We start from the raw sequence: 21,989 nt of genomic DNA, 5'->3' as shown, positions 1-21,989 counted from the left end.
TTCCTGTTTTCTAATTCCTAATTCCTTTTTTCTAAATCCTGCCGAGCATACTGTTTCATTTGCTGAATCATACTCACTAAGCCGTTGGCGCGGGTGGGTGAAAGGTGGTCTTTAAGACCGATTTTATCAATAAAACTTACATCGGCATTGAGGATATTTTCGGGGGTTTGATGAGAGAATACTCTTATTAAGAGAGCGACAATACCTTTGGTGATAATCGCATCGCTATCGGCGGTGAATACGAGTTCGTTACCTTGCTTTTCGGCGTGCAACCACACCTGACTTTGGCATCCTTTGATAAGGCAATTTTCAGTTTTATATTGTTCATCTATTAGAGGCAACGACTTGCCGAGTTCTATAAGATATTCGTAACGTTGCGTCCAATCTTCAAAGAATGAAAACTCTTCAATGAGCTCATTTTGAATATGTTCGATAGTCATTTGCAATAAATTAGGGGGCAAAGATAAAAAACAAATAATAATTAGCAATTAACAATTAACATTTTTAACAAAAAAGACTGCCTTTAATAGCAGTCTCTTTTGTTATGATGTATAGTTTTTTTTAGAATTTATAACCTACGCCTATTTGGATTACGCGGTTTTTAAATTCTATTCCAGGGAAGTCTAAAGTAACATTCCCATTTTTTTCATATTTTGATTTTAAAGATGTTTTGCTAAGTCCTAAATTAAAGGTGGCATCAAAGAATAAACCAAAAGGCAAATTGTATTCAGCACCGACACCGAGTCCAAAGTCGAATGTTTTATCAGGATCTAACGATACAGTTTTTGAATTACCATTTTCATCTTTTCCTTTATATTCTGCCTTTGTCAAGAAACCTAAGTTTACCCCTACTTTAGGGCGGAAACCAGCAATATCATACTTCACCCAAAGTGGAACATTGAGCTGTTGAGTGTTTATAGAAACATCAGGTTCAGTTTTTCCAGTTTTTATTTGTCCTGAAGTTAAATTTGTTCTTTTATATTCAACAGATTTGATTTTAGTTCCTTGAAAGGAGTAATCTACCCCTGCTTCAACCCATAATTTCTCATTAAAACCGTATTCTACAAAGCCCCCAAAGTGAAAACCTGCTTTTAATTTAGTGTCTACACTTTCAGTGTTTAAAAAATTCCTATCTCTTTCTACGTATGAATAAGTAGGAATAGATAGTGTAGAAAGGTTTAATCCTGCTTTAGCACCTACTTTAAACTCTTGGGCGTTAACTGCGGTAAGGGTAGCAAATGCTACCGCAATAGTGGTAATAATTCTGTTCATTTTTTTATTGTTTAGCGTTATTTTGAGGGCAAAGATAAAAAACAATTGACAATTAGCAATTAACAATTAACTTTTTTAACAGTTAGCAGTGGCGTTTTAAAGCATTTTGATTTGTACACTGGGGTTGTAGTGTTTGATAATCGATGCGAAATGCTGGAATAGCTCTTTTGTCATTTTGGCAACATCGGTAGTATTAGGCGATTTGATAAAAGTCATTCCTCGTTTTTGTCTGTTATAATACCTCCAACTCAGTATTTTGATAGTTGTAGGGTTGATTTCTTTGATATTAAAAAGGGGAAACAAGTAGAGTTTATCTCTACAAAACACAAATGGAGGGTTGTATTTCATCAAAGGGAACAAATATTTTTGGGTATTGAGCAACTGCTGAAAATCAGTATCCGACATTTGCGCAATGAGTTCTTGTTGGTTTTGCATTTTCTTTTTTAATACGCGATAGTTAAAGTAGAGCGCTAAAATTTCGGCGACTGAGATTGCCAACAAAAGATTGTAAATCTGAGATTTATCTGGAATGAAATAGAATAATAGTCCTGCAAAAAACGCTATTGTAACAATGGGTGTGCAGGCAAAGAAGACAGCTACTTGTTTGATATATTTGTTTTGGTTTTCAACATATTGCTGTCTTTCGGAAGAGAGGAGAGTGTTGTTCATTTTAGTTTTGGATTATACTATTGGTGTATTGATTTCTATAAATTATAGGCTCCCACGAATTACACGAATTTTCACGAATTTGGGAGTGTATAAATGTCTTTATTTTTTATTATCTCACGAATTTTCACCTGACGGTGAATTATTTTGTGAATATATTATGTTACAAAGCTGTAAATCAATGTTCTGTTATATCGAACTGACGTTATTTAATAGGAGAATTCCTTGTTAGTTAATAATTGAATTTAAGTTCTGTATACTGTCCTACAATTTGTAAAAAGAGAGGTAATGCACTTTTAGATATATTAAAAACGGTAACTTTAGCTTTAGGGTCTTTAATGCGTACTAAAAACCCATATTTAGTACTATACCATTTTACTGAGATGATTTGGGTAGGGTCAATTTCTTTAATCGTATGAAAAAGAAAAATATATAAGTGATTGTTACACAACACAAATGGCGGGTCATATTTGTAGGGAAAAGAGAAATTGTCTCTTATTTTGAGCAGCAGTTCAAAATCGGTATCACTCATTTGTTCTAAAAGCATACGTTTGGCTTTTTTACTGCGCTGCTGCACATAGTAAATTATATAGTACACCATCAAAACAGGAAGCAAAGCGGCTAATAGTAGCAGAAAATGATGATTGATAATTGAGGCATCTGCTTCCTTTATTTCTTGATAATCATCTCTTAACAGCGCATAGATTAAAACAAAAAAAGGCAGTAAAAGCAAAGCAAACATTATACGATTATGTTTACTAACCTTCCGCATATAGGCTTCACGCTTTTCTGATAGCTGGCGGTAAGGGTAAAAAATATCGACGCGTTTTTCAAAATCATTTTTGCGCAGTATGCCAATATAAATAAAAAGAATTGAAATGCCTATAAGAAGTATAAAATAGAAAATATAGAATATGCTCATTTTTAGTTAAGATTTCTCGCCATATTTCAGAAAATAATCAATAATTAGTTTTTCTAATTCTTCAAAACTGATTTCCAGTTCGCTATCGTTTAGATAAATACCTGTGAAGTCTTTGCTCATACCCTTGAGCCGATTTACATATTTTTCAGGGTGTTTGAGTTTAATATAGATATGTTGTCCATAATAATTTGCTTTCTCTATAGAAGCGATTTCACTCCAAGCGATTTCTCCTACTCTTTTACCCAGAGGAGTCACATTGCTTTTGAGGTATTCGGGGGTGAGGATAAGAGCTTCGTTCTTGTTCGAGCGCCATAATTCTTGTATGTGTTTATAAAAAAGATAAGCTCCTGCTATAAAAAGAACTACAAATAGTGCTATATAGAATATTTTTATCCTATCAGCTGACAGAATAAAGACAATAATGGCAGCAATACCAAGCATTACAAGGATATATAAGCCTATTAGTTTGAGCATTTTCTTTTTGCTAAACGGGATGATAGTGTGATTCATTTTTTTTGTATTTAGTTAATAATAAAATTTTTGATTCGTATATTGTTCAACAACCTTTTGAAAATAGGGAAATGCCTTCTCCGGCATTACAATTCCGATAGTTTTCTTCGACAATTTAATTCGTACAAACACACTATTCCTACTACGCCCCCACCCCCAATTGCATTTCATATCAGTAATTTTGGCAGGGTCAATCTCGCGAATTGTATAGAAGAGAAAGATATATAATTGATGATTGCACAACACAAACGGCGGACTATACCTATTGTCCAATGACAGACAGTCTTTTACTTTTAGCAATAGGTCGAAATCACTATCACTCATTTGTTCTACTAGCATACGCAGGGCTTTTTCGTTGCGTTTGAACACGTAAGAAAGAAGCCAATACACCAAAAAAACAATAAGATAAATAACTAGGGTTATCATTTCATTAGGAAAGAACGAATACAAGGCAGCTCTTATCCCTGCCTCTTGTAACATCACTATAAAAAAGATAAGCAAAGGCGCGGTGAACATCACAATAGCAATACCGATAATCCAAAGTCGGAACTTTCGTGCCCCTTTCAAATAAGCCTCCCGCTTTTGTGACAGCTGGTGCTGAGGGCGATAAAGCACCAAGCGCTCTTCAAAGGCGTTTTTGCGTACCATCACAAAGTACATAATAACCCCGAGAATGGGGAGCATCAAGAGAAAAATATAAAACGGAAAGAGAAAAAGTGTATCCATAATTTTGATGTAAAAAAAGAAAAAGTCGTTAATCACTAATGACTAACGACTTTTTATATTTACATTACGATATTGATAATCCTATTAGGCACTACAATTACCTTTTTAGGGGTGTTGCCTTGTAGCTGTTCTGCGGTTTGAGGATCGGCGAGAATGGCTTGCTCTATCTCTGCCACACTCATACTAGTAGCATAAGCGCGTTTGAAGCGTACTTTGCCGTTGAACGATACGGGATATTCCTTACTGTCCTCTTGCAAATACTTATCCTCGTGTACGGGATAAGGTGCATAAGTTATACTTTCGGTATTTCCAAGCCTTTTCCAGAGCTCTTCGGCGATATGTGGAGCAAAGGGTGCTACTAGTACCGCAAGAGGCGTTAAAACGTCTTTATGGTGGCATTTTAGCGTTGATAGCTCATTCACACATATCATAAACTGACTCACCGAGGTATTGAATGAGAAATTCTCGATATCTTCATTTACCTTTTTAATCGTTTTATGGAGTGCTTTGAGCATCTCGGGTGTAGGGGCTTCGTCAGTTACTTGCCAGCCGTTGTCATTGAAATACAAACGCCATAGCTTGCGCAAGAAGTTATATACCCCCGAAATACCTGCCGTGTTCCAAGGTTTGGCTTGTTCCAAAGGACCTAAGAACATTTCGTAGAGGCGCAAAGTATCAGCACCGTATTGCTCGCAAATATCATCAGGGTTTACTACGTTGTATTTGGATTTCGACATTTTTTCTACTTCGCGACCTGTGATATACTTGCCATCTTCTTCTAAAATAAATTCAGCATTGGCAAACTCTTTACGCCACGCTTTAAATTTATCAATATCTAACTCATCAGAAGTATCTTTTAAAAGAGAAACATCTACGTGAATAGGTTGCACCGATTGCCCTTTAATTTGATTTTTAGATACAAAAGTATTGGTACCTTCTAATCTATACGCAAAGGCACTCATACCCAATATCATCCCTTGATTAATCAGTTTCTTAAAAGGCTCTTCGGTAGGGGCAAAACCCCGGTCTTTGAGGAATTTGTTCCAGAAGCGAGAGTATAACAAGTGTCCTGTGGCGTGTTCGCTCCCCCCTACGTAGAGGTCTACGTTTTGCCAGTAATCTACTATGGCTTTGGTAGGGAAGGTTCCACGTGCGTCTTTTTCCATCATATACTCTAACCAATACCACGAAGAGCCTGCCCAACCTGGCATTGTATTGAGTTCTAACGGAAATACGGTTTCATTATCAATAAGGTCATTGCTCACTACCTTATGGTTTGCGGTATCCCACGCCCAAGTGGTCGCATTGCCTAATGGCGGGTTGCCCTCTTCGGTAGGGAGATATTTCTCTACTTCGGGTAGGAGAATAGGGAGGTGCTCCTCGCCTATCATCTGTGGGATAGCCCCCGTTCCCCCGAAGGGGGACAAGCTGGTAGAAGAAGATGTATTTTCTTCTTTTTTGTAATATACAGGGAAAGGTTCGCCCCAATAACGCTGACGTGAGAATACGGCATCGCGAAGACGATAATTCACTTTGGCCGTACCTGCCCCTTTGGCTTCTAAGGCTGCTAACACTTTGTCAATCGCTTCGCCAAAGTTAGTGCAACCATTGAGGAAATCCGAATTTTGGTAAGTCATTCCCTCTTTGTCGGTAAAGGCGTTTTCCGAAATATCTTTATCGAAAATGTTAATCACTTCGGGCATTCCTTTAGCGCCCTTGAAGTGTTTGGCAAAAGCATAATCGCGGTCGTCGCCAGCAGGAACTGCCATAACAGCCCCCGTACCATAGCTTGCCAATACATAATCGCCTATCCAGATAGGGATTTGCTTGCCGGTAAGTGGGTGCACGGCATACGCCCCTGTGAAAGCTCCTGATACGGTTTTGGTATCTGCCATACGGTCGCGCTCTGAGCGTTTGGCAGTAGCTGCTATATAAGCCTCTACCTCAGCACGTTGCTCCTCAGTAGTGATTTGCAATACTAAGGGGTGCTCAGGAGCAAGGGTAAGGTAAGTAACGCCAAAGAGGGTATCGGGGCGAGTGGTGAAGACTGTGATAGGCCCCCGTTCCCCCGAAGGGGGACAAGCCTCAGTGGTGATGGTAGAACCTGATGTAGAATCTGATGTAGTAGCGATGGTAGAACCTGATGCAATAGCTTTACTCAATTCCTTTTGATTAGGAAGAGAAGAAAGTTTTTCAGTGATTTGGTGAACAACTTTATCAAGGTTGTTTAATACTTCTTCATTGGTAAATCTAATTACTTCAAAACCTAATTGTTTGAGTTCTTCAGCTCTTCCTTCATCTAAACCTTGTTGAGTGTCATCAGTATGATAACCTCCATCTACTTCAATTACTAAACGTTTAGAAAGACATACAAAATCTGCAATGAAATTGCCTATAATATGTTGTCTTCTAAACTTATCTCCTATATGTTTTGATTTTAAAGCTTCCCAAAGAACTGTTTCAGCTTCAGTCATATTTTCTCTCATTTCTTTAGCTTTCTGTTCTAAGAAATGAAAATTATCTCTAGAAGTCATATAACCAAATTTTCCATCTGAAATCACTTCTGAAACCATATCTATTGTTTCATCCGCTGCATTTGCGGATTTTCCCCCTTCGGGGGATAGGGGGCTAAGCACAAAGTCGATAGAGGCCCCTACTGATTTTCCTATCCAGTTGCGTTGGCTTTCTTTGATGCTCTCACTCCAATCGATGGTGTCTAAGCCTTGCAAAAGGCGTTCAGCATAAGCCGTGATGCGCATACTCCATTGGGTCATCTTCTTGCGAATCACAGGGTGACCACCACGTTCGGATACACCATTGACAATTTCATCGTTGGCGAGTACAGTTCCTAAGGCAGGACACCAGTTTACTTCGGTTTCTGCCAAGTAGGTAAGTCGGTATTTTAGTAAATGACGTTGTTTGCTTTCAGCTGTCATTGTGTGCCATTGGGCAGCAGTGAAGGTGGGGGTATCATCGTCGCAGGCAGCATTGACCTTGCTATTGCCTTCTGTTTCAAAGAGAGCGATAAGCGTTTCGATAGGCTCTGCTTTGTCGGTTTCGTTATTATACCACGAGTTGAACAACTGTATGAATATCCACTGGGTATGACGATAGTAATCGGGGTCGGAAGTTTTCACCTCGCGACTCCAATCGAATGAGAAGCCTATCTTATCAAGCTGCTCGCGGTAACGAGCGATGTTCTGCGCGGTAGTAACCGCAGGGTGTTGCCCTGTTTGGATAGCGTATTGCTCGGCTGGCAGACCGAAGCTGTCGTACCCCTGAGGGTGCAACACATTGAACCCTTTGTGACGCTTGTAGCGCGCCACGATATCGCTGGCGATATAGCCCAGCGGATGCCCTACGTGTAAACCCGCTCCTGAGGGGTAAGGGAACATATCGAGTACATAGTACTTAGGTTTGGTACTATTGTTTTGGGCTTTGAAAGTTTGGTGTTTAGCCCAATATTCTTGCCAAAAGGCTTCTATTTCTTTGTGATTATATACCATAGGTGTTAGGTTTCAGGTGTTAGGTATTAGGGTGCAAAGGTAGTGTATAATTGATAGATATGCAAATTTGGGGTGAGAGTAGTGGGAATAATGGGAGTAATGGGGTGCAAGCCGCACGGGCAATTTTTTGGGGAGCTACAAGCTCTATTTATAGTAGGCACGAGCTACAAGCTCGCGCCAGCGGGGAGTAATGGGGTGCGAGCCGCACGGGCGGTTTTTTAGGTAAGAGATAAGAGATAAGAAAATAGGTTTTGGCGAAGTTTTGGGACTTTGCCAAAACCTATTATAACCTTACTTTATTCTGCAATTGGTGGCTTCTGCTGCCTCGCAAACAAGGTCGTAGAGTCGCTGTGCAAAGACAAAACTTTCGGGTTCTTTAGGGTTTGTAAAATCTTTAGGGTGAGCGAATGCATAAGGTCTTCGCGGGTGCCGACGATAAAACGATTTATAACTCATAATCTTTTCATCGTCGCTCGCTTTTGCTTCTACCAGCTCACAAAGCTTATTAAAAAAAGCATCTGTGAGATGTACCAAACAGTTGTTTGGCGAGGGTTTCACGCGGTCTAAGTAACAACAATCGACAAAGTTACTCATTATCACTTCAGCCTGAGAGAAATCTATACGATCAAAGCGATTATCTACCTCTTCGGGAGTTACGTAGCCTTTTTTCCATTTTTCAGACCCCATCTCTAGACCGTCAAACGAACAATCATACAGCGTTCCTTTAAAAACACAATCTTCTAAAGGAGAACCCCAAAAGTTGATTTTTCGCATTTCGCCTTCAAACAAACAGTCTTTTATCAGGTCGCAGTTAAAAAATAACTTGGTGTTTTTCTTGCGTATGCCTTTAAATGAGCAAGATTGTAAGATACCGAAAAAAGTATAGTCTTTGATCGCGCAATCATCAAAAGAGCAGTTTTTAAATATCATTGTACTAGCAAGACTCGTATCGAAAAGCGTCTCGTTGAAGATACAGTTTTCAATCGTACTAGGGTTTTCATACACTTCTGAAACAAGTAAGAAATTAAGCCATTTTGAGCCTGAAAAATCACATTTTTGCATTCCCGTGATAATGAGTTCAAAATAATCGTAATAATACTTGTCATGAAAGAATTCCAGTTTTATCCCACGAAAGTCCTGCAAGCCTTCTTTGGTAACTCCGAAGGGGGATACACTAAGGTTTTGAGTTGCTGTAAGCACCTCTTGCAAAGTGAGATAGATATCCCAACGTTTTTTGAGTTTTATGGGTATTGCCATAGGGTTAATTTGCCAATTCTCTAATTTTTCTTATCTTTCCAAACATCGGGATTGAAGTAGTAAGTAAGTCCTACTTGGTAGACTACATTTTTAGGTTTGTCATAAAACATTTTTGATCTTGGATCTGTATTATTTGTTATAGGGTTTCCTGAGTCTGCTACACTAATTCCTCTCCAATACCCCATACAACCATTGGTTAAAGGGGTTCTATAGGGAGTATCTTCTCGAGCGCGTTTTACTTCTAATCCTTCAAAAGCTTTAAATATTTCTATAGTTACAGCTTCTTCAAACTCTGAAGGATATTCTTTTCCTAACTGTATACTATGAGCTTGTTTGCAGCCCAAGTATAATAAAGTCTCTAAAATACAAGGTTTGGCATTATCGCTCATATTTTTCACTTGTGTAGAAGTCCATTCAGAATTAAGTTTTCTAAATCTGTCCCACAAAGGCTTTCGCCAAGTAATGTACAAAGTGTTTTGGCTACTACCTACTTTATGCCAAGTTTTTCCATCATCCCAAGAACATTCTACCATAAGTACAAAATTTTCTATGTACTGTACGCTATTTTTAAAAGGGGTATTTTTACTGATAAATGTTACTGTAAACTCATCACATTTTCGCTTGCCTTTAGCTCTTTTAGCCTTTCGTTCTTTGAATAGATATTTTTCTCCTCCCTCACCTTGCTGTTGTAGTCGTAAAAGAGGTACTTTTTCAATAGCTTCATCACTTATCACTTGAAAGGTAGTGGTAAGTATTAAGGGCTTATTACTTTCCCAAGTAAAAGGAATACTTTCGGGTTTTATAGTGCTGTAATCATCGGGGTTTTCTCTGAGAAACAACCAGTGATAACATTCGTTATTATCCGTAAGTACATAAAAGTTTTTGTAATCCACAAAATCGGTTACTTCATCACTGCACACATCATACTTAGTGTGAAAAGCAAGTTTGGTAAATTGTATTTCAGCTTCGGTTTTAGCCTTATCACCATAAGTTTTTACGCCCGAAACTACTGGAACTTCTCCTATTTGCCCCGTAGTATTAAATTTAATAGTACCCCCCATAGCACACTTTATAGTAGAGCGATTGGTAAGGGCAGGATGTTCATCAAAATAGAGATCTTTTTTATAGTTTTCCCAATTACCCAACTTAATATTGTTAACACAAGGTTGTTTGGTTATTTTGCATATACCAAAGTCGAATTTGTTTTGTATAGGGTCATTATCAATAGTAGAGCACGACGTTTTATCGCCCAGCATTACACCCTTATCTTTTGCTTTTATAGGGCAGGGGAGAGCTCCTGCAGTGCAATGTATAGAGCCTCTCCCCTGACACCTGGCCACTATCTCCTATCCCCTCTCTTCGCAATTCTATCAACAATCAGTGCTACAGCACCGTCGCCAGTAACGTTGCAGGCAGTGCCAAAGCTGTCCATAGCGATGTAGAGAGCGACCATCAGTCCTTGCATACTCTCGTCAAAACCGAGGATAGTGTTCAGTACTCCTAAGGTCGCCATAATTGCCCCTCCAGGAACACCAGGAGCAGCAATCATCACCACGCCTAACATCAGTATAAAGCCGGCAAAGAGAGAAAAATCGTAAGGTACCCCTTGGAGCATCATCAATGCAAGGGCGCAAGCAGTGATTTTCATTGTACTCCCCGATAGGTGAATGGTGGCGCAAAGCGGAATTACAAAGCCTGCGATGCGTTGTGAAATCCCTAATTTTAGTGATTGTCGCAACGTTACAGGTATGGTAGCAGCCGACGATTGAGTACCCAAAGCAGTGGCATACGCAGGTAGCATTGTACCCAAGGCTTTGAAAGGATTCTTGCCCGAAATACCCCCTGCAATAAGATACTGAATGATGAGCAAGCAAATGTGCATTACAAAGAGGATAACGATTAGTTTGAAGAACACCTTCATTATAGCAACCACTTGTCCGCTATAGGTAATTTCAGCAAAAATACACAAGATGTAGAAAGGTAATATAGGGATAATAGCTTTGATAATCAACCATTTGATAATATCGCCAAACTCGCGTATCACATCGGTGAGTTTAGATTCTTCGTTGAACGATAAACCTATCCCTATGATAAATGAGAAAACTAAAGCACTCATCACATCGGCAAGTGGGGGCATTTCAATCGTAAAATAAGGTGCAGATTTCACACTGTTTTCAGCAAGAGAAGCGAGTTGTTCGCCTTGTAAGAGTGAAGGGAAGATAGCCTCGCCCACCAAATAAGTAGAAAAACCTGAAAATAGAGTAAAAGCATAAGCAATCCCTACCGTGATGAGCAACAATTTACCCGCATTCTTGCCTAAATCGGCGATAGAAGGCATAATGAGCCCCATCATAATCAAGGGGATAGCAAACTTGAGAAAATTGCTAAATAATGATTGAAAAGTGAGAAGTATGCGGTATAACCATTCTGGTGCATAGTTACCGAGGAGTATCCCTAAAAGAATACCACAAATCACCCTCACGAGAAGATTGTTGAAGATTTTCATAACACAAAATGTTTTTATAATTATTTGAAAGCGACAAAAGTATAAAATAATTAGCGAATTAGCAAATTTTACCTCTCAGCTTAAAAACTCACTTGGGGTTTTACCTTTAAATTTTTTAAAAACTTGATTGAAAGAAGATTTAGAGTTAAACCCCGCCTCAAAAGCAAGTCCTAAGAGGTTAAAACTCTTGTCGGTATCTTTTTTAGCCAAATCGATAAACTCTTCCACGCGGTAGCTGTTCACAAAATCGTAAAAATTCTTTTCTTCGTATTGGTTGATAATTTGCGATAGGTGATTAGGCAATACGCCTAACCTTTCCGCTAATTGCGCCAAAGAGAGTTTAGGCTCGAGGTAAGGTTTTTCAGTTTGCATTAGTTGTAAAAGCTGTTGGTGTAGTTCGGGCGCTTCTTCAGCTTTCAATCCCGATTTGCGATACTCTGGCGCTTTAGTCTCCTCTTCAAAGTTATTAAAATTCTCTACTTCCTCCACCTTGTCAGTCCCGTCCAACTTGTCTGAGAGATTTGTTACCCTCCCTGCACCACTCGCACTAAAAATCCCCTGATAGCGTATGCCCCAAAAACCAATCGCAAAAATAAATAATATAAACAGCGCAAAGGCTATGATTTCTATATTAAATCCTGTGTCTATTTCTAAAGAATATTCTACCACATACACCGTTACCAATACAGCTACAATAGCCACAAAACCTAACAATAGCAACTGCAACCACTGCAAGCTAATCCCCTCATTATAGCCAAAATTCTCACCTATCACCCGCTCATAGAGGTTAATTTTCCGATAAGCTAATACAAAATACACCCCACTCACTACTACAAAAGTAATAAACGAAAGTGTAAAAAACCACTGATAATCACTGTGATAATCAGCACTATCAGTTATTGCCTTTTCTTCTGCTGAATAGCCAAATAAAAAGGGGAACATCACTATATAGCCCAGTATAAAGGGTAGGAAGTGCAAAGTGTCGCGCCAATGAAAACGTTGGTCTTCACGCGCGCACACCGATACGTACAAATACAAAAAAGGCGCAAAAAGCATCGGGAAAGGATGGGTAACTCCTACCAAATGCGGGTATTTCTCCCAATAACCCAGATAGTGCAGATAGTAGTTCAGCAGGTAAACGCCAATGCACATAAGCCACACCCCCAATACCTTGTCAGACAACGATGGAGATTTTTTAGAAAACAGCAGTATCGCTAAGAAAAAGCACAAAAAGATGCCAATAACAAAAAGACTACTCATAATCCACTAAACAAATTTACAATCACCGAAAATGTGCGCCCCTAAAGTAGTTATCTCCCTTAAAAGGAATGGAGTATCCCCAGTAAAATTCGATAGCATTCAGGAGTGTAATACCTACACGGGGTGTTATTGCTTCAGTATTTACTGAAACACCTGCTCCTACAGGCAAGATAAAGAAGGCATCGGCACCTGCAGCAGCCAAACCACTGGCATCTACATCTATACTATTGAGTGAAGCACCTACAAAAACAAAACTCTTGTTGCTGTTAGTATGTGTGTAAGCAGTGCGTATACCCCATCTGTCAAGAGGTTCCATTAGTTGCGCTTCTGCCCACAAAGGTAATAAAAGCAATAAGGAGACTAATAATTTCATAAACTACATAATTTATGCCAAAGGTAAGAATATTTTTCTATCTCCTTGCTTTTTTGCTCATTATGTAATACCTTTGCATTGTCTAACAACTAACAACTAAATAATAAAACAATGAAAAGAACAATTTTAACACTATTAATTGCACTTGCTATCGTAGCTTGTAGCAAAGAAGACATTAAGAAAATGGAAGGCAAAGTAGATGTAACTCTCTACTTAAAAGACACCAATGGTGCCCCTCTAAAAAATTGGGTAGTCTACGCCTACGACCAGTGGGCTTGGGAACACAAAGGTGGCTCAAAACCCACTTTCCACGCCAAATCAACAGCAACCGACGATGAAGGAAAAGCAATTTTCACCCTCAGTGTAGATAAATTTGAAGAGCGTGAAGTGTATCATTTTGTAGTCTATTACAACCAAAACAAGCAGAATCTTTCAGGTGATGATGTAACTGAAAACACTTTGAAAACCAGCAAAGCCGTTACCCTCAAATCAAAGGACAACGCCCCTATTACATTGCAGTTGTAGGGTTCAGGGATTCAGGTGTCAGGCGTCAGGGAATAGTGTCCGTCTTGTCTGCCCTCCTCATTCACTCAATAAAATTAAAATATGACGATAACAAACATCAATCAGTTAGACCCTATCAATGGGCTGTATACCTATGCAGAGTACCTGCTATGGAAATTTGAAGAACGTGTAGAGCTCCTCAAAGGAAAGCTCTTCAAGATGTCAGCACCTTCTATCGACCACCAGAGAGTGTCAAGAAAACTATCTACTAAGATAGACAACTATTTAGAAGGCAAGCGGTGTGAAGTCTTTGCAGCGCCTTTTGATGTAGTGCTCAAAAACCCTAATGGTGAAGATAATACCGTATTACAACCCGATCTTTGTGTAGTGTGCGACCCCGAAAAGCTCGCCGATGGCAAACGCTGCTATGGAGCCCCTGATTGGGTGCTGGAAATTGTGTCACCCAGCAATGTAGAAAAAGAGCTAAGCAAAAAAATGCATATCTATGAAGAAGCAGGGGTGGCAGAATACTGGGTGCTACGTCCCGAAGAAAAGGAATTAGATATCTTTGTACTACAAGATAATGGCTATATAGGACTCAAACCACGCTTTGCAGGCGAAGTAGTATCCCCACAAAAATTCCCCGACTTGCAGATAAACCTAAGTGAGATATTTAGTAGTTAGGGGGTCAGGGGTCAGGGGATAGGATGTGTCACTACACTTTGCGTCACTATACTTTGGCAAAGTTTTAGACTTTGCCAAAGTTGATATGCTCGTCGTGCTACGACCTTTGCCAAATTTGATATTAAAAACTGCGTCCGCCTCATCCGACCAGTCCGCCTCGTCCGATAAATAAACAACTATGAAACATATTTTAATAACTTTATTACTATGTGCGTCTTCTATATACGCACAAAATCCCTTAGAAGGTGAATGGATAACTTCCTCTCTGTTTGGTAATCTGAAAGAGGAATACCAAAACCTGCTTGTACTTACACAAAGAGAAGGTGAAAGAGTTGGTTATGCAACGGAATTTAAAAAGGACAACAAAAATCAATATATTTCGTATTATTTTGCCCCTTGTGGCAACGATTGTTTCAAATCTATATCAGGAACATTTGAGCTTATAGCTCCCTCGTATGTGCGTCTGAATGCCCTAAATTTTAAGCAAAATGGCGATTGCGAAAAGAAAAATAAAACGTTGCATAATGATACCGCCGTTTATTACATATATAAACTCTCTGATAAGAAAATCTTCTTGGTAAAAAGCACTTCAAGAAATGAAAAAGAAGACGGAGAAAAGGCTAAAAACTATCTGTTAGTAACCGATATAAAGTACAATCTAGTGTATGACAGAAAGTACAAAATGAAAGTTGAGACTAAGGGTATAGCACCATTACCTGCACAAATAGAGGAATACGCCACCAATATACTCCAGTTAAAAGAATTCAAGATCATTATTTATAACAAATTAAGAGGGGCAGCAGTTTGGGTGTTTGCTGTAAAAGACCTTACCACAGGAGTTATAACCTATGTAACACAACAAAATTATATTGATACAGGAGGTAAAGAGGTCGCTCGCTTTTTTGATTGTACCGAAGCCGAAATGGAAAAGTTCAGAGAGTAACACCGAAGATTTGAAAAATTATAAGTTCGACTATGTACTTTTTCACTGGAAAGATAATTATTAAACTAACAAATTTAAGTTACAGCAAATCAATGTAGATGATCGTTTTCGTGACCTCACGAAAATGGTCGAGATTGCCAAATTTGATATTAAAAACTGCGTCCGCCTCGTCCGACCAGTCCGACTTGTCCGATAAATAAACAACTATGAAACATATTTTAATAACTTTGTTACTATGTGCGCCTTCTGTATACGCACAAAATCCCTTAAAAGGCGAATGGATAACTAACTCTCTGTTGGGTAAATTCAAAGAAAAAGACAGCAACTTATTTGAACTTACGAAAGACGAAGATGAAATATCAGGTATTGCAACGGAATTTGAAAAGAACGACAAAAATCAATATAGGTCGTATTACTTTGCCCCTTGTGGCTACGACTGTTTCTCTTCTATAACAGGAACATTTAAACTTATTGCCCCCTCGTATGTGCGCCTCAATGCCCTAACTTTTGAGCAATATGGCAATTGCAAAAAGAAAAACGAAAAGTTGCATAACGATACCGCCGATTATTACATATACAAAGTCTCAGATAAGAAAATCTTCTTAGTGAAAAGCACTTCAAAAAATGAAAAAGAAGATCAAGAAAAGGCTAAAAACTATTTGTTAGTAACCGCTATAAAGGAAGATGTAGTATATAAACATGAAACAAAAATGAAGGTGGAAACTAAATTTAAATATATAGGAGCATTACCTACGCAAGTAGAGAAATATGCTACTGATATACTTCACTTGAAAAAATTCAAGATACTTGCTTATAACCAATTAGAAGATAGAGCGGCTTGGGTATTTGCGGTAAAAGACCTCACCACAGAAACTATAACCTATGTAATACAAGAAAATTGTTATGATGCAAAAGATAAAGAAATGTCTTGCTTTTTTGACTGTACCGAAGCCGAAATAAAGAAGTTCAGACAATAATCCTGAAGATTTGAGAAATTGTAAGTTTGACGATGTACTTTTTCACTGGGAAGATAATTATTAAACCAACATATTTAAGTCACAGCAAATCAATGTAGATGATCGTTTTCGTGAGATCACGAAAAAGGTTGAGATTGCCAAATTTGATATTAAAAACTGCGTCCGCCTCGTCCAACCAGTCCGACTTGTCCGATAAAAAAACAACAATCAATATATGCTCCCAACACAAACCCAAATCGAGCAACTCATCGCTCACCTCAACGCTACCACACAGCGTGAGGTAATCCGCATTTCGCTATCCTTAGCCGATAATTTAGCCCTTACCGATAGCAAGTTCGGCGGACTCCCCTACATCCCCCAAGGAGGATCCCTCCCTACCAGTGCCGAGGGTAAACCCCTCTTTATGCTAGCGCAAATCAACTGCGAGCAATTGCCCGAAAACAATCTATATCCTAAAAAAGGACTCTTGCAGTTTTGGATTGCTGATAGTGAAGACCCTCTATATGGGTTGAATTACGACGACCCTTGTAGCAATGATAATAAACGAGTGCTCTATTACCCTACTATTGGGGAAGCCTTGCCTATAGATGATTTTATCGATGATTACACTTTCAATAACGAGAATCTGCCTTTCAATTCTGGGAAACAATTTGCTTTGCATTTCAGAAAAGATACCGAGAGTATTTCTTTAGAAGAAAGGGCTGCTAACCAACTCTTCTTTGAGAAGTGGAATGAAGCCTTTTCAACCCAAATAACCACTATTGATGAATTTTTCGAGGAAGTACCTAATGATATTTGTGAGGAAATCAATGCTTCTCTCCTGAAAGAACCCACAGGACACAAAATAGGGGGGTATCCTTACTTTATTGAGTATGACCCACGTGAAGAAAACGACCCTCATACACTCCTTCTCCTACAAATAGATATTGATAACGTTGAAGGAGAAGAGATTTATTGGGGAAATGGAGGTGGCGTAGCCAATTTCTTTATCAGTCCTGAAGATTTGAAAAATTATAAGTTCGATGATGTGCTTTTTCACTGGGAAGATAATTATTAAACCAACAAATTTAAGTCACAGCAAATCAATGTAAATAACCATTTTCGTGACCTCACGAAAATGGTCGAGATTGCCAAAGTTGATACTAAAAACTACGTCCGCCCCGTCCGCCCTAATCCTACTCACTCAACCTTTTTAATAAAACTGCCCGTGTGGCTTGTTACCTATTACCTGTTACCTGTTACCTATGCTAAGATTCACCGCTCTTACTACCGCACAAAACCGCAAACCGGTGGCGGTACCCGAAAATGGCAAACGCTCAGAACTGTTTGCCCAAAATGTATTCAACGAAGAGGCTATGCGCCAACTGATGACCCGCGATGCCTTTGCCGCTGTAATGAACGCCATTCACAATGGCACTAAAATCGACCGCCGTGTAGCCGACCAAGTGGCTACCGCTATGCGCGATTGGGCAATCTCCAAAGGCGCTACCCATTACACTCACTGGTTTCAACCTCTTACAGGGGGCACTGCCGAAAAACACGACGCTTTCTTTGAGCCCGTTACCCGTGACCGTGCTATCGAACGCTTCGGGGGCGGACAGCTCGTTCAACAAGAATCGGATGCTTCCAGTTTCCCCAATGGTGGTATCCGCAATACTTTCGAGGCACGTGGCTACACCGCCTGGGATCCTTCTTCACCGCCTTTTGTATATGGCACCGTGCTTTGTATTCCTACAATCTTTATCGCCTATACTGGTGAGGCATTAGACAATAAAACGCCTTTGCTCAAAGCCCTTAGTGCTCTCGACCAAGCTGCTACCGAGGTAGCCCGCTATTTCGATAAAAATGTGAGCAAAGTCACCACTACCTTAGGCTGTGAACAGGAGTACTTCCTCATCGATAAAGCTCTTGCCAATACCCGCCCCGATTTGATGATTACCGGCAGAACGCTTTTAGGTCATCAAGCGGCGAAAGGACAACAGTTGGACGATCATTATTTAGGGGCAATTCCCAGCCGTGTGTTGGCTTTTATGCGCGATTTGGAACAAGAGTGCCTATTGCTCGGTATCCCCGTGAAAACACGCCATAATGAGGTCGCGCCTAATCAGTTTGAGTTGGCGCCTATCTTTGAAGAAGCCAACCTTGCTGTCGATCAAAACTCTTTGCTGATGGACGTGATGCGCAAAGTAGCCGAGCGCCACGACTTTGTCATCCTATTCCACGAAAAACCTTTTGCAGGGGTGAATGGGTCGGGTAAGCATAACAACTGGTCATTAGTTACCGATACGGGCGTAAACCTTTTAGCGCCGAGCAAAACGCCTATAAAGAACTTGCAATTCCTCACTTTCTTCATCTGCACTATCAAGGCAGTATGTGAATATGAACCTTTGTTAAGAGCCTCAGTGGCATCGGCGACTAACGATTACCGATTAGGCGCCAATGAAGCACCCCCTGCTATCGTATCGGTGTTTATAGGCGAACAGCTTACCCAAGTGTTGGACGCCTTAGAAGTATCCTCCGATAACTTATCTCCTGAGGAAAAAACCGACCTCAAACTGAACGTAGTAGGCAAAATACCCGACCTTTTCCTCGACACTACCGACCGCAATCGCACCTCGCCTTTCGCCTTTACGGGCAACAAGTTCGAGTTCCGTGCAGTGGGCTCTAAAGCCAACTGTGGCAAGCCTACAATGGTACTGAGCACCATTGTAGCTCAGCAACTCACCGACTTCAAGAAAGCCGTTGATGCGCTTATAGAGGGGGGCAAGAAGAAAGAAGATGCGATTTTTAAAGTATTGCGCCGTTACATTAAGGAAAGTAAGAAAATACGCTTTGAGGGCGATGGTTATAGCAAAGAATGGGAAGAGGAAGCTGCCCGTCGCGGTTTGAGTAATCATAAAACGACACCTGAGGCACTGAAAGAAAACATTAGTGAGAAGGCTGTGGCTTTGTTTGAAAGTACAGGAGTCCTCAGCAAAGTAGAGCTTTTAGCGCGTTATGAAATTGGCTTAGAAGAATACGTGAAAACCGTACAGATAGAATCGCGTGTATTAGGCGATATTGCCCGTAATCACGTGGTGCCTACAGCGGTGCGTTACCAAAACACCCTTATTGAGAACGTGAAAGGCTTAAAAGAAATATTTGGCGATAGCTACCAAGAAGTAGCTGCCGAGCAATTAGAGCTCATACGCCATATTTCGGAGCATATCAAGGTGATCCACAGTCAGGTAGAGGCAATGGTGGAGGCGCGCAAGCACGCCAATCACCTACCCGACTTTGAAGCCAAAGCCGATGCCTATTGCAATGAGGTGAAACCTTTCTTTGAGGTAATACGCTACCACTGCGATAAACTCGAGCTTATGGTAGACGACGAACTTTGGACACTGACGAAATACCGTGAATTGTTGTTTAACTAAACAAAAGCGTAGATAAAAATTAAATGAGAAAAAACACAAATCACATAGCAAAACCTTTCTTAAAATGGGCAGGAGGTAAAACACAGCTCATAGAACAAATCAAAAATAATTTACCTAGTTTTGTTCATAATGAGAGCTTTACCTATATAGAACCTTTTGTAGGGAGTGGAGCTGTCCTATTTTGGTTACTCAATGAGTTTCCTAATATGAAAAAAGCAATAATCAATGATATCAACAAAGATTTGATAGATACTTATTGTACTATTGCCGAAAATCCTGAGCCGTTAATAACCATTCTTGAGCATTTACAAAGAGAATACCACGCTTTAGAAGATCAACAAGAGGCTAAAAAAGCATACTATTATGAGAAAAGAGCCTTGTTTAATAGCAGGAGTGAGGACAAACTAACGCAATCAGCCTTATTTATATTCTTAAATCGCACTTGTTTCAATGGTTTATATCGTGTAAATAGTAAAAATGAGTTCAATGTGCCCATAGGGAGTTACAAACGACCTATGATTTGCGATAAAGAAAACATTTTAGCAGTAAGTAAAGCATTGCAAAAGGTGGAAATTATTTGTGGTGATTTCGAGCAAACCATTCAATATGCCGAGGGGAACACCTTGTTCTACTTTGATCCACCTTACAAACCTTTGAGCGAGACCTCTAACTTCAATGCTTATGCAAAAGACAATTTTGACGATAACGAACAAATTAGATTAAGAGATTTCTGCCAAAAATTAGACAACTTGAATCACTATTGGATACTCAGTAATTCAGATGTAAAAGGAAAAGACGAAAACAATCATTTTTTTGATGAACTATATGCTGACTTTGAAATAAAACGCGTATTGGCTAAGAGAAGTATCAATGCCAATCCTGAAAAAAGAGGAGTATTAAATGAATTATTAATTAACAACTATACTAATAATTTTTTAACTATATGATTTACGGAGGAAGAGGAGGAGGAAATACAAAAACAGGTTTAGTTTTTGAAGGTAAAACTGATTTAGCAGAATTTCTAAACTCTCAAAAAGGTTATGAAGTAAAAGAAAATAATGTTTTCTATAAAGGTGAACTTGTTGGAAGAATTTTTAAAAAATACGGTTTCTATGATTTCCTAAAAGAGTTAGATATTGATTGGAAACAATTAATTTCTAAAAGATTACTACCCGATGATAGTATATTTGTAATTATAGCAAATACATTATTCATAATTGAATGCAAATTCCAACAAGTAGCAGGGTCAGTAGATGAAAAATTGCAAACTTGTGATTTTAAAAGAAAACAATACCAAAAACTTTTATCAAAAGCAAATATAGAAGTAGAATACATTTATCTATTAAGTGATTGGTTTAGGAAGCCTGAATACAAAGATGTTTTAGACTATATTCATAGTGTACATTGTTATTATTTCTTTGAGTATATTCCATTAATAAAATTAGGTTTACCTGTTCCTGAATAATGCTTACCCCCTATTTCAAATCTCAAGACAAATCATTTTACCTCCTTCACGGAGATACGATGGAGCTGTTACCACAGTTTCATCGTAAGTTTGATATGGTCTTTGCAGATCCTCCCTATTTTTTATCAAACGGAGGATTTACTGTAAATAATGGCGAGATTGTAAGCGTTAATAAAGGAGATTGGGATAAATCAAAAGGGATAGCTTTTGTAAATGATTTTAATAGACAATGGCTTACTTTAGTACGCGAAGTGATGAAAGAAGAGGCTACTATTTGGATTAGTGGTACGATGCATAACATCTTTTCAGTAGGGCAAATACTTACAGAATTAGGTTTTAAAATACTCAATATTATCACTTGGGAGAAAACCAATCCACCCCCAAACTTTTCTTGTAGGTACTTTACCCATTCTACTGAGCAAATCATTTGGGCAAGAAAAGAAGAAAAAACGCCTCATTACTTCAATTACGAACTAATGAAACTAATAAGCAAATGAAAGATGTATGGCGTTTCCCCGCGATTGCTCCTTGGGAAAAGTCGTGTGGCAAGCACCCCACTCAAAAACCCTTATCAGTACTTACAAGACTTATTTTAGCTTCTACCCCACCTAATGCTTGGATATTAGACCCTTTTACAGGGAGTTCAACTACAGGTATTGCAGCTAATTTGCAAGGTAGAAAATTTGTTGGTATTGATAAAGAACAAGAGTTTTTAGAGCTGAGTAAAAACAGAAAATTAGAAATAGAAAACCCTGATATATTTAAAAAATACAAATCCCGATTATAAACAAAAAACTAATAGCTATAGCTTTCTATTTGTATATTTTTCTATATAACATACTCTAAAAGTAAATGATTATCAGAGCTATCAACTTTGCTAAAATTTCTTACCCATACAGCTCGTCATTCGTCCCTCGTCTCTCGTCATTCGTCATTCGTCATTCGTTCCTCGTCATTCGTCTCTCGTCTCTCGTCATTCGTAATTCGTCATTAAAAAAGCGT

At 39.1% G+C, this 21,989-nt stretch carries 20 protein-coding genes and 1 pseudogene; 9 read left to right on the top strand and 12 right to left on the bottom strand.

What is annotated here, in order from left to right; genetic code table 11:
• Positions 1-17 precede the first annotated feature (17 nt).
• The 12 genes from JMN12_RS07510 to JMN12_RS07455 all read right to left on the bottom strand — a co-directional run bounded on the left by JMN12_RS07510 (position 18) and on the right by JMN12_RS07455 (position 12,998).
• Entirely contained in the window at positions 18-440 is a 423-nt protein-coding gene (locus tag JMN12_RS07510) for a SufE family protein (protein WP_203093688.1), read from the bottom strand.
• Positions 441-561: 121 nt separating this feature from the next.
• Entirely contained in the window at positions 562-1,272 is a 711-nt protein-coding gene (locus JMN12_RS07505; RefSeq protein WP_203138359.1) for a porin family protein, read from the bottom strand.
• Between the two features lie 96 nt (positions 1,273-1,368).
• Positions 1,369-1,941 carry a hypothetical protein gene (locus tag JMN12_RS07500; RefSeq protein WP_203138358.1) on the bottom strand — a complete coding sequence of 191 codons (573 nt, stop codon included), beginning with the start codon at positions 1,939-1,941 and terminating at the stop codon, positions 1,369-1,371.
• A 229-nt stretch (positions 1,942-2,170) separates the two neighbouring features.
• Positions 2,171-2,860: a hypothetical protein gene (locus tag JMN12_RS07495; protein ID WP_009413048.1), complete on the bottom strand. Its 690-nt coding sequence runs from the start codon at positions 2,858-2,860 to the stop codon at positions 2,171-2,173.
• A 6-nt stretch (positions 2,861-2,866) separates the two neighbouring features.
• Positions 2,867-3,370 carry an STM3941 family protein gene (locus JMN12_RS07490; protein ID WP_203081029.1) on the bottom strand — a complete coding sequence of 168 codons (504 nt, stop codon included), beginning with the start codon at positions 3,368-3,370 and terminating at the stop codon, positions 2,867-2,869.
• Between the two features lie 15 nt (positions 3,371-3,385).
• On the bottom strand, positions 3,386-4,096 hold the full coding sequence (locus JMN12_RS07485; protein ID WP_203081030.1) for a hypothetical protein: 711 nt from the start codon (positions 4,094-4,096) through the stop codon (positions 3,386-3,388).
• A 59-nt stretch (positions 4,097-4,155) separates the two neighbouring features.
• Positions 4,156-7,602, bottom strand: a complete 3,447-nt coding sequence (locus JMN12_RS07480; protein ID WP_203138357.1) for a leucine--tRNA ligase — start codon at positions 7,600-7,602, stop codon at positions 4,156-4,158.
• Positions 7,603-7,893: 291 nt separating this feature from the next.
• A complete protein-coding gene (locus tag JMN12_RS07475; protein ID WP_203138354.1) occupies positions 7,894-8,859 on the bottom strand; it encodes a pentapeptide repeat-containing protein in 966 nt (321 codons plus the stop codon).
• Positions 8,860-8,879: 20 nt separating this feature from the next.
• The gene (locus JMN12_RS07470) at positions 8,880-10,199 is read right to left on the bottom strand and encodes a DUF4280 domain-containing protein (RefSeq protein ID WP_203138353.1); all 1,320 of its coding nucleotides are present in this window, start codon (positions 10,197-10,199) and stop codon (positions 8,880-8,882) included.
• Positions 10,199-11,365 (bottom strand): dicarboxylate/amino acid:cation symporter, encoded by a 1,167-nt coding sequence (locus tag JMN12_RS07465; protein WP_203094612.1) that lies wholly within the window; start codon positions 11,363-11,365, stop codon positions 10,199-10,201. The genes JMN12_RS07470 and JMN12_RS07465 overlap by 1 nt, the downstream gene beginning before the upstream one ends.
• Positions 11,366-11,440: 75 nt before the next feature.
• Entirely contained in the window at positions 11,441-12,625 is a 1,185-nt protein-coding gene (locus JMN12_RS07460; RefSeq protein ID WP_088593236.1) for a helix-turn-helix domain-containing protein, read from the bottom strand.
• A gap of 22 nt (positions 12,626-12,647) precedes the next feature.
• Complete coding sequence (locus JMN12_RS07455) at positions 12,648-12,998, bottom strand: hypothetical protein (protein ID WP_227002936.1); 351 nt, start codon at positions 12,996-12,998, stop codon at positions 12,648-12,650.
• A 111-nt stretch (positions 12,999-13,109) separates the two neighbouring features.
• On the opposite strand from JMN12_RS07455, the gene JMN12_RS07450 reads away from it, so the two are divergent.
• The 9 genes and pseudogenes from JMN12_RS07450 to JMN12_RS07410 all read left to right on the top strand — a co-directional run bounded on the left by JMN12_RS07450 (position 13,110) and on the right by JMN12_RS07410 (position 21,774).
• Positions 13,110-13,523, top strand: a complete 414-nt coding sequence (locus tag JMN12_RS07450; RefSeq protein ID WP_088593235.1) for a hypothetical protein — start codon at positions 13,110-13,112, stop codon at positions 13,521-13,523.
• An 81-nt stretch (positions 13,524-13,604) separates the two neighbouring features.
• Entirely contained in the window at positions 13,605-14,186 is a 582-nt protein-coding gene (locus tag JMN12_RS07445; protein WP_203138352.1) for a Uma2 family endonuclease, read from the top strand.
• 178 nt (positions 14,187-14,364) lie between these two features.
• The gene (locus tag JMN12_RS07440) at positions 14,365-15,129 is read left to right on the top strand and encodes a hypothetical protein (RefSeq protein WP_203138343.1); all 765 of its coding nucleotides are present in this window, start codon (positions 14,365-14,367) and stop codon (positions 15,127-15,129) included.
• 206 nt (positions 15,130-15,335) lie between these two features.
• The gene (locus tag JMN12_RS07435; protein WP_203138341.1) at positions 15,336-16,106 is read left to right on the top strand and encodes a hypothetical protein; all 771 of its coding nucleotides are present in this window, start codon (positions 15,336-15,338) and stop codon (positions 16,104-16,106) included.
• 214 nt (positions 16,107-16,320) lie between these two features.
• A complete protein-coding gene (locus JMN12_RS07430) occupies positions 16,321-17,163 on the top strand; it encodes a YwqG family protein (protein WP_203138340.1) in 843 nt (280 codons plus the stop codon).
• Between the two features lie 187 nt (positions 17,164-17,350).
• On the top strand, positions 17,351-19,522 hold the full coding sequence (locus JMN12_RS07425; protein ID WP_203138339.1) for a glutamine synthetase III: 2,172 nt from the start codon (positions 17,351-17,353) through the stop codon (positions 19,520-19,522).
• 23 nt (positions 19,523-19,545) lie between these two features.
• Complete coding sequence (locus JMN12_RS07420; protein WP_203138338.1) at positions 19,546-20,469, top strand: DNA adenine methylase; 924 nt, start codon at positions 19,546-19,548, stop codon at positions 20,467-20,469.
• Positions 20,466-20,987 carry a PD-(D/E)XK nuclease superfamily protein gene (locus JMN12_RS07415; protein ID WP_096088391.1) on the top strand — a complete coding sequence of 174 codons (522 nt, stop codon included), beginning with the start codon at positions 20,466-20,468 and terminating at the stop codon, positions 20,985-20,987. Before JMN12_RS07420 ends, JMN12_RS07415 begins: the two co-directional genes overlap by 4 nt.
• A pseudogene (locus JMN12_RS07410) lies at positions 20,987-21,774 on the top strand (DNA-methyltransferase). Before JMN12_RS07415 ends, JMN12_RS07410 begins: the two are co-directional and overlap by 1 nt.
• Positions 21,775-21,989 lie beyond the last annotated feature (215 nt).

It is taken from the genome of Capnocytophaga genosp. AHN8471 (assembly GCF_016806945.1).
Lineage (GTDB): Bacteria > Bacteroidota > Bacteroidia > Flavobacteriales > Flavobacteriaceae > Capnocytophaga > Capnocytophaga periodontitidis.
Note: the sequence above shows the minus strand (reverse complement) of the source record. Positions and strands in the feature narration are given on the sequence as shown.

Coding starts and splice junctions, on each gene's coding strand:
- JMN12_RS07505 (WP_203138359.1), bottom strand. CDS start 1,272: ATGAACAGAATTATTACCACTATTGCGGTAGCATTTGCTACCCTTACC.
- JMN12_RS07450 (WP_088593235.1), top strand. CDS start 13,110: ATGAAAAGAACAATTTTAACACTATTAATTGCACTTGCTATCGTAGCT.
- JMN12_RS07465 (WP_203094612.1), bottom strand. CDS start 11,365: ATGAAAATCTTCAACAATCTTCTCGTGAGGGTGATTTGTGGTATTCTT.
- JMN12_RS07445 (WP_203138352.1), top strand. CDS start 13,605: ATGACGATAACAAACATCAATCAGTTAGACCCTATCAATGGGCTGTAT.
- JMN12_RS07500 (WP_203138358.1), bottom strand. CDS start 1,941: ATGAACAACACTCTCCTCTCTTCCGAAAGACAGCAATATGTTGAAAAC.
- JMN12_RS07425 (WP_203138339.1), top strand. CDS start 17,351: ATGCTAAGATTCACCGCTCTTACTACCGCACAAAACCGCAAACCGGTG.
- JMN12_RS07460 (WP_088593236.1), bottom strand. CDS start 12,625: ATGAGTAGTCTTTTTGTTATTGGCATCTTTTTGTGCTTTTTCTTAGCG.
- JMN12_RS07415 (WP_096088391.1), top strand. CDS start 20,466: ATGATTTACGGAGGAAGAGGAGGAGGAAATACAAAAACAGGTTTAGTT.
- JMN12_RS07510 (WP_203093688.1), bottom strand. CDS start 440: ATGACTATCGAACATATTCAAAATGAGCTCATTGAAGAGTTTTCATTC.
- JMN12_RS07455 (WP_227002936.1), bottom strand. CDS start 12,998: ATGAAATTATTAGTCTCCTTATTGCTTTTATTACCTTTGTGGGCAGAA.
- JMN12_RS07420 (WP_203138338.1), top strand. CDS start 19,546: ATGAGAAAAAACACAAATCACATAGCAAAACCTTTCTTAAAATGGGCA.
- JMN12_RS07485 (WP_203081030.1), bottom strand. CDS start 4,096: ATGGATACACTTTTTCTCTTTCCGTTTTATATTTTTCTCTTGATGCTC.
- JMN12_RS07435 (WP_203138341.1), top strand. CDS start 15,336: ATGAAACATATTTTAATAACTTTGTTACTATGTGCGCCTTCTGTATAC.
- JMN12_RS07440 (WP_203138343.1), top strand. CDS start 14,365: ATGAAACATATTTTAATAACTTTATTACTATGTGCGTCTTCTATATAC.
- JMN12_RS07430 (WP_203138340.1), top strand. CDS start 16,321: ATGCTCCCAACACAAACCCAAATCGAGCAACTCATCGCTCACCTCAAC.
- JMN12_RS07490 (WP_203081029.1), bottom strand. CDS start 3,370: ATGAATCACACTATCATCCCGTTTAGCAAAAAGAAAATGCTCAAACTA.
- JMN12_RS07475 (WP_203138354.1), bottom strand. CDS start 8,859: ATGGCAATACCCATAAAACTCAAAAAACGTTGGGATATCTATCTCACT.
- JMN12_RS07495 (WP_009413048.1), bottom strand. CDS start 2,860: ATGAGCATATTCTATATTTTCTATTTTATACTTCTTATAGGCATTTCA.
- JMN12_RS07480 (WP_203138357.1), bottom strand. CDS start 7,602: ATGGTATATAATCACAAAGAAATAGAAGCCTTTTGGCAAGAATATTGG.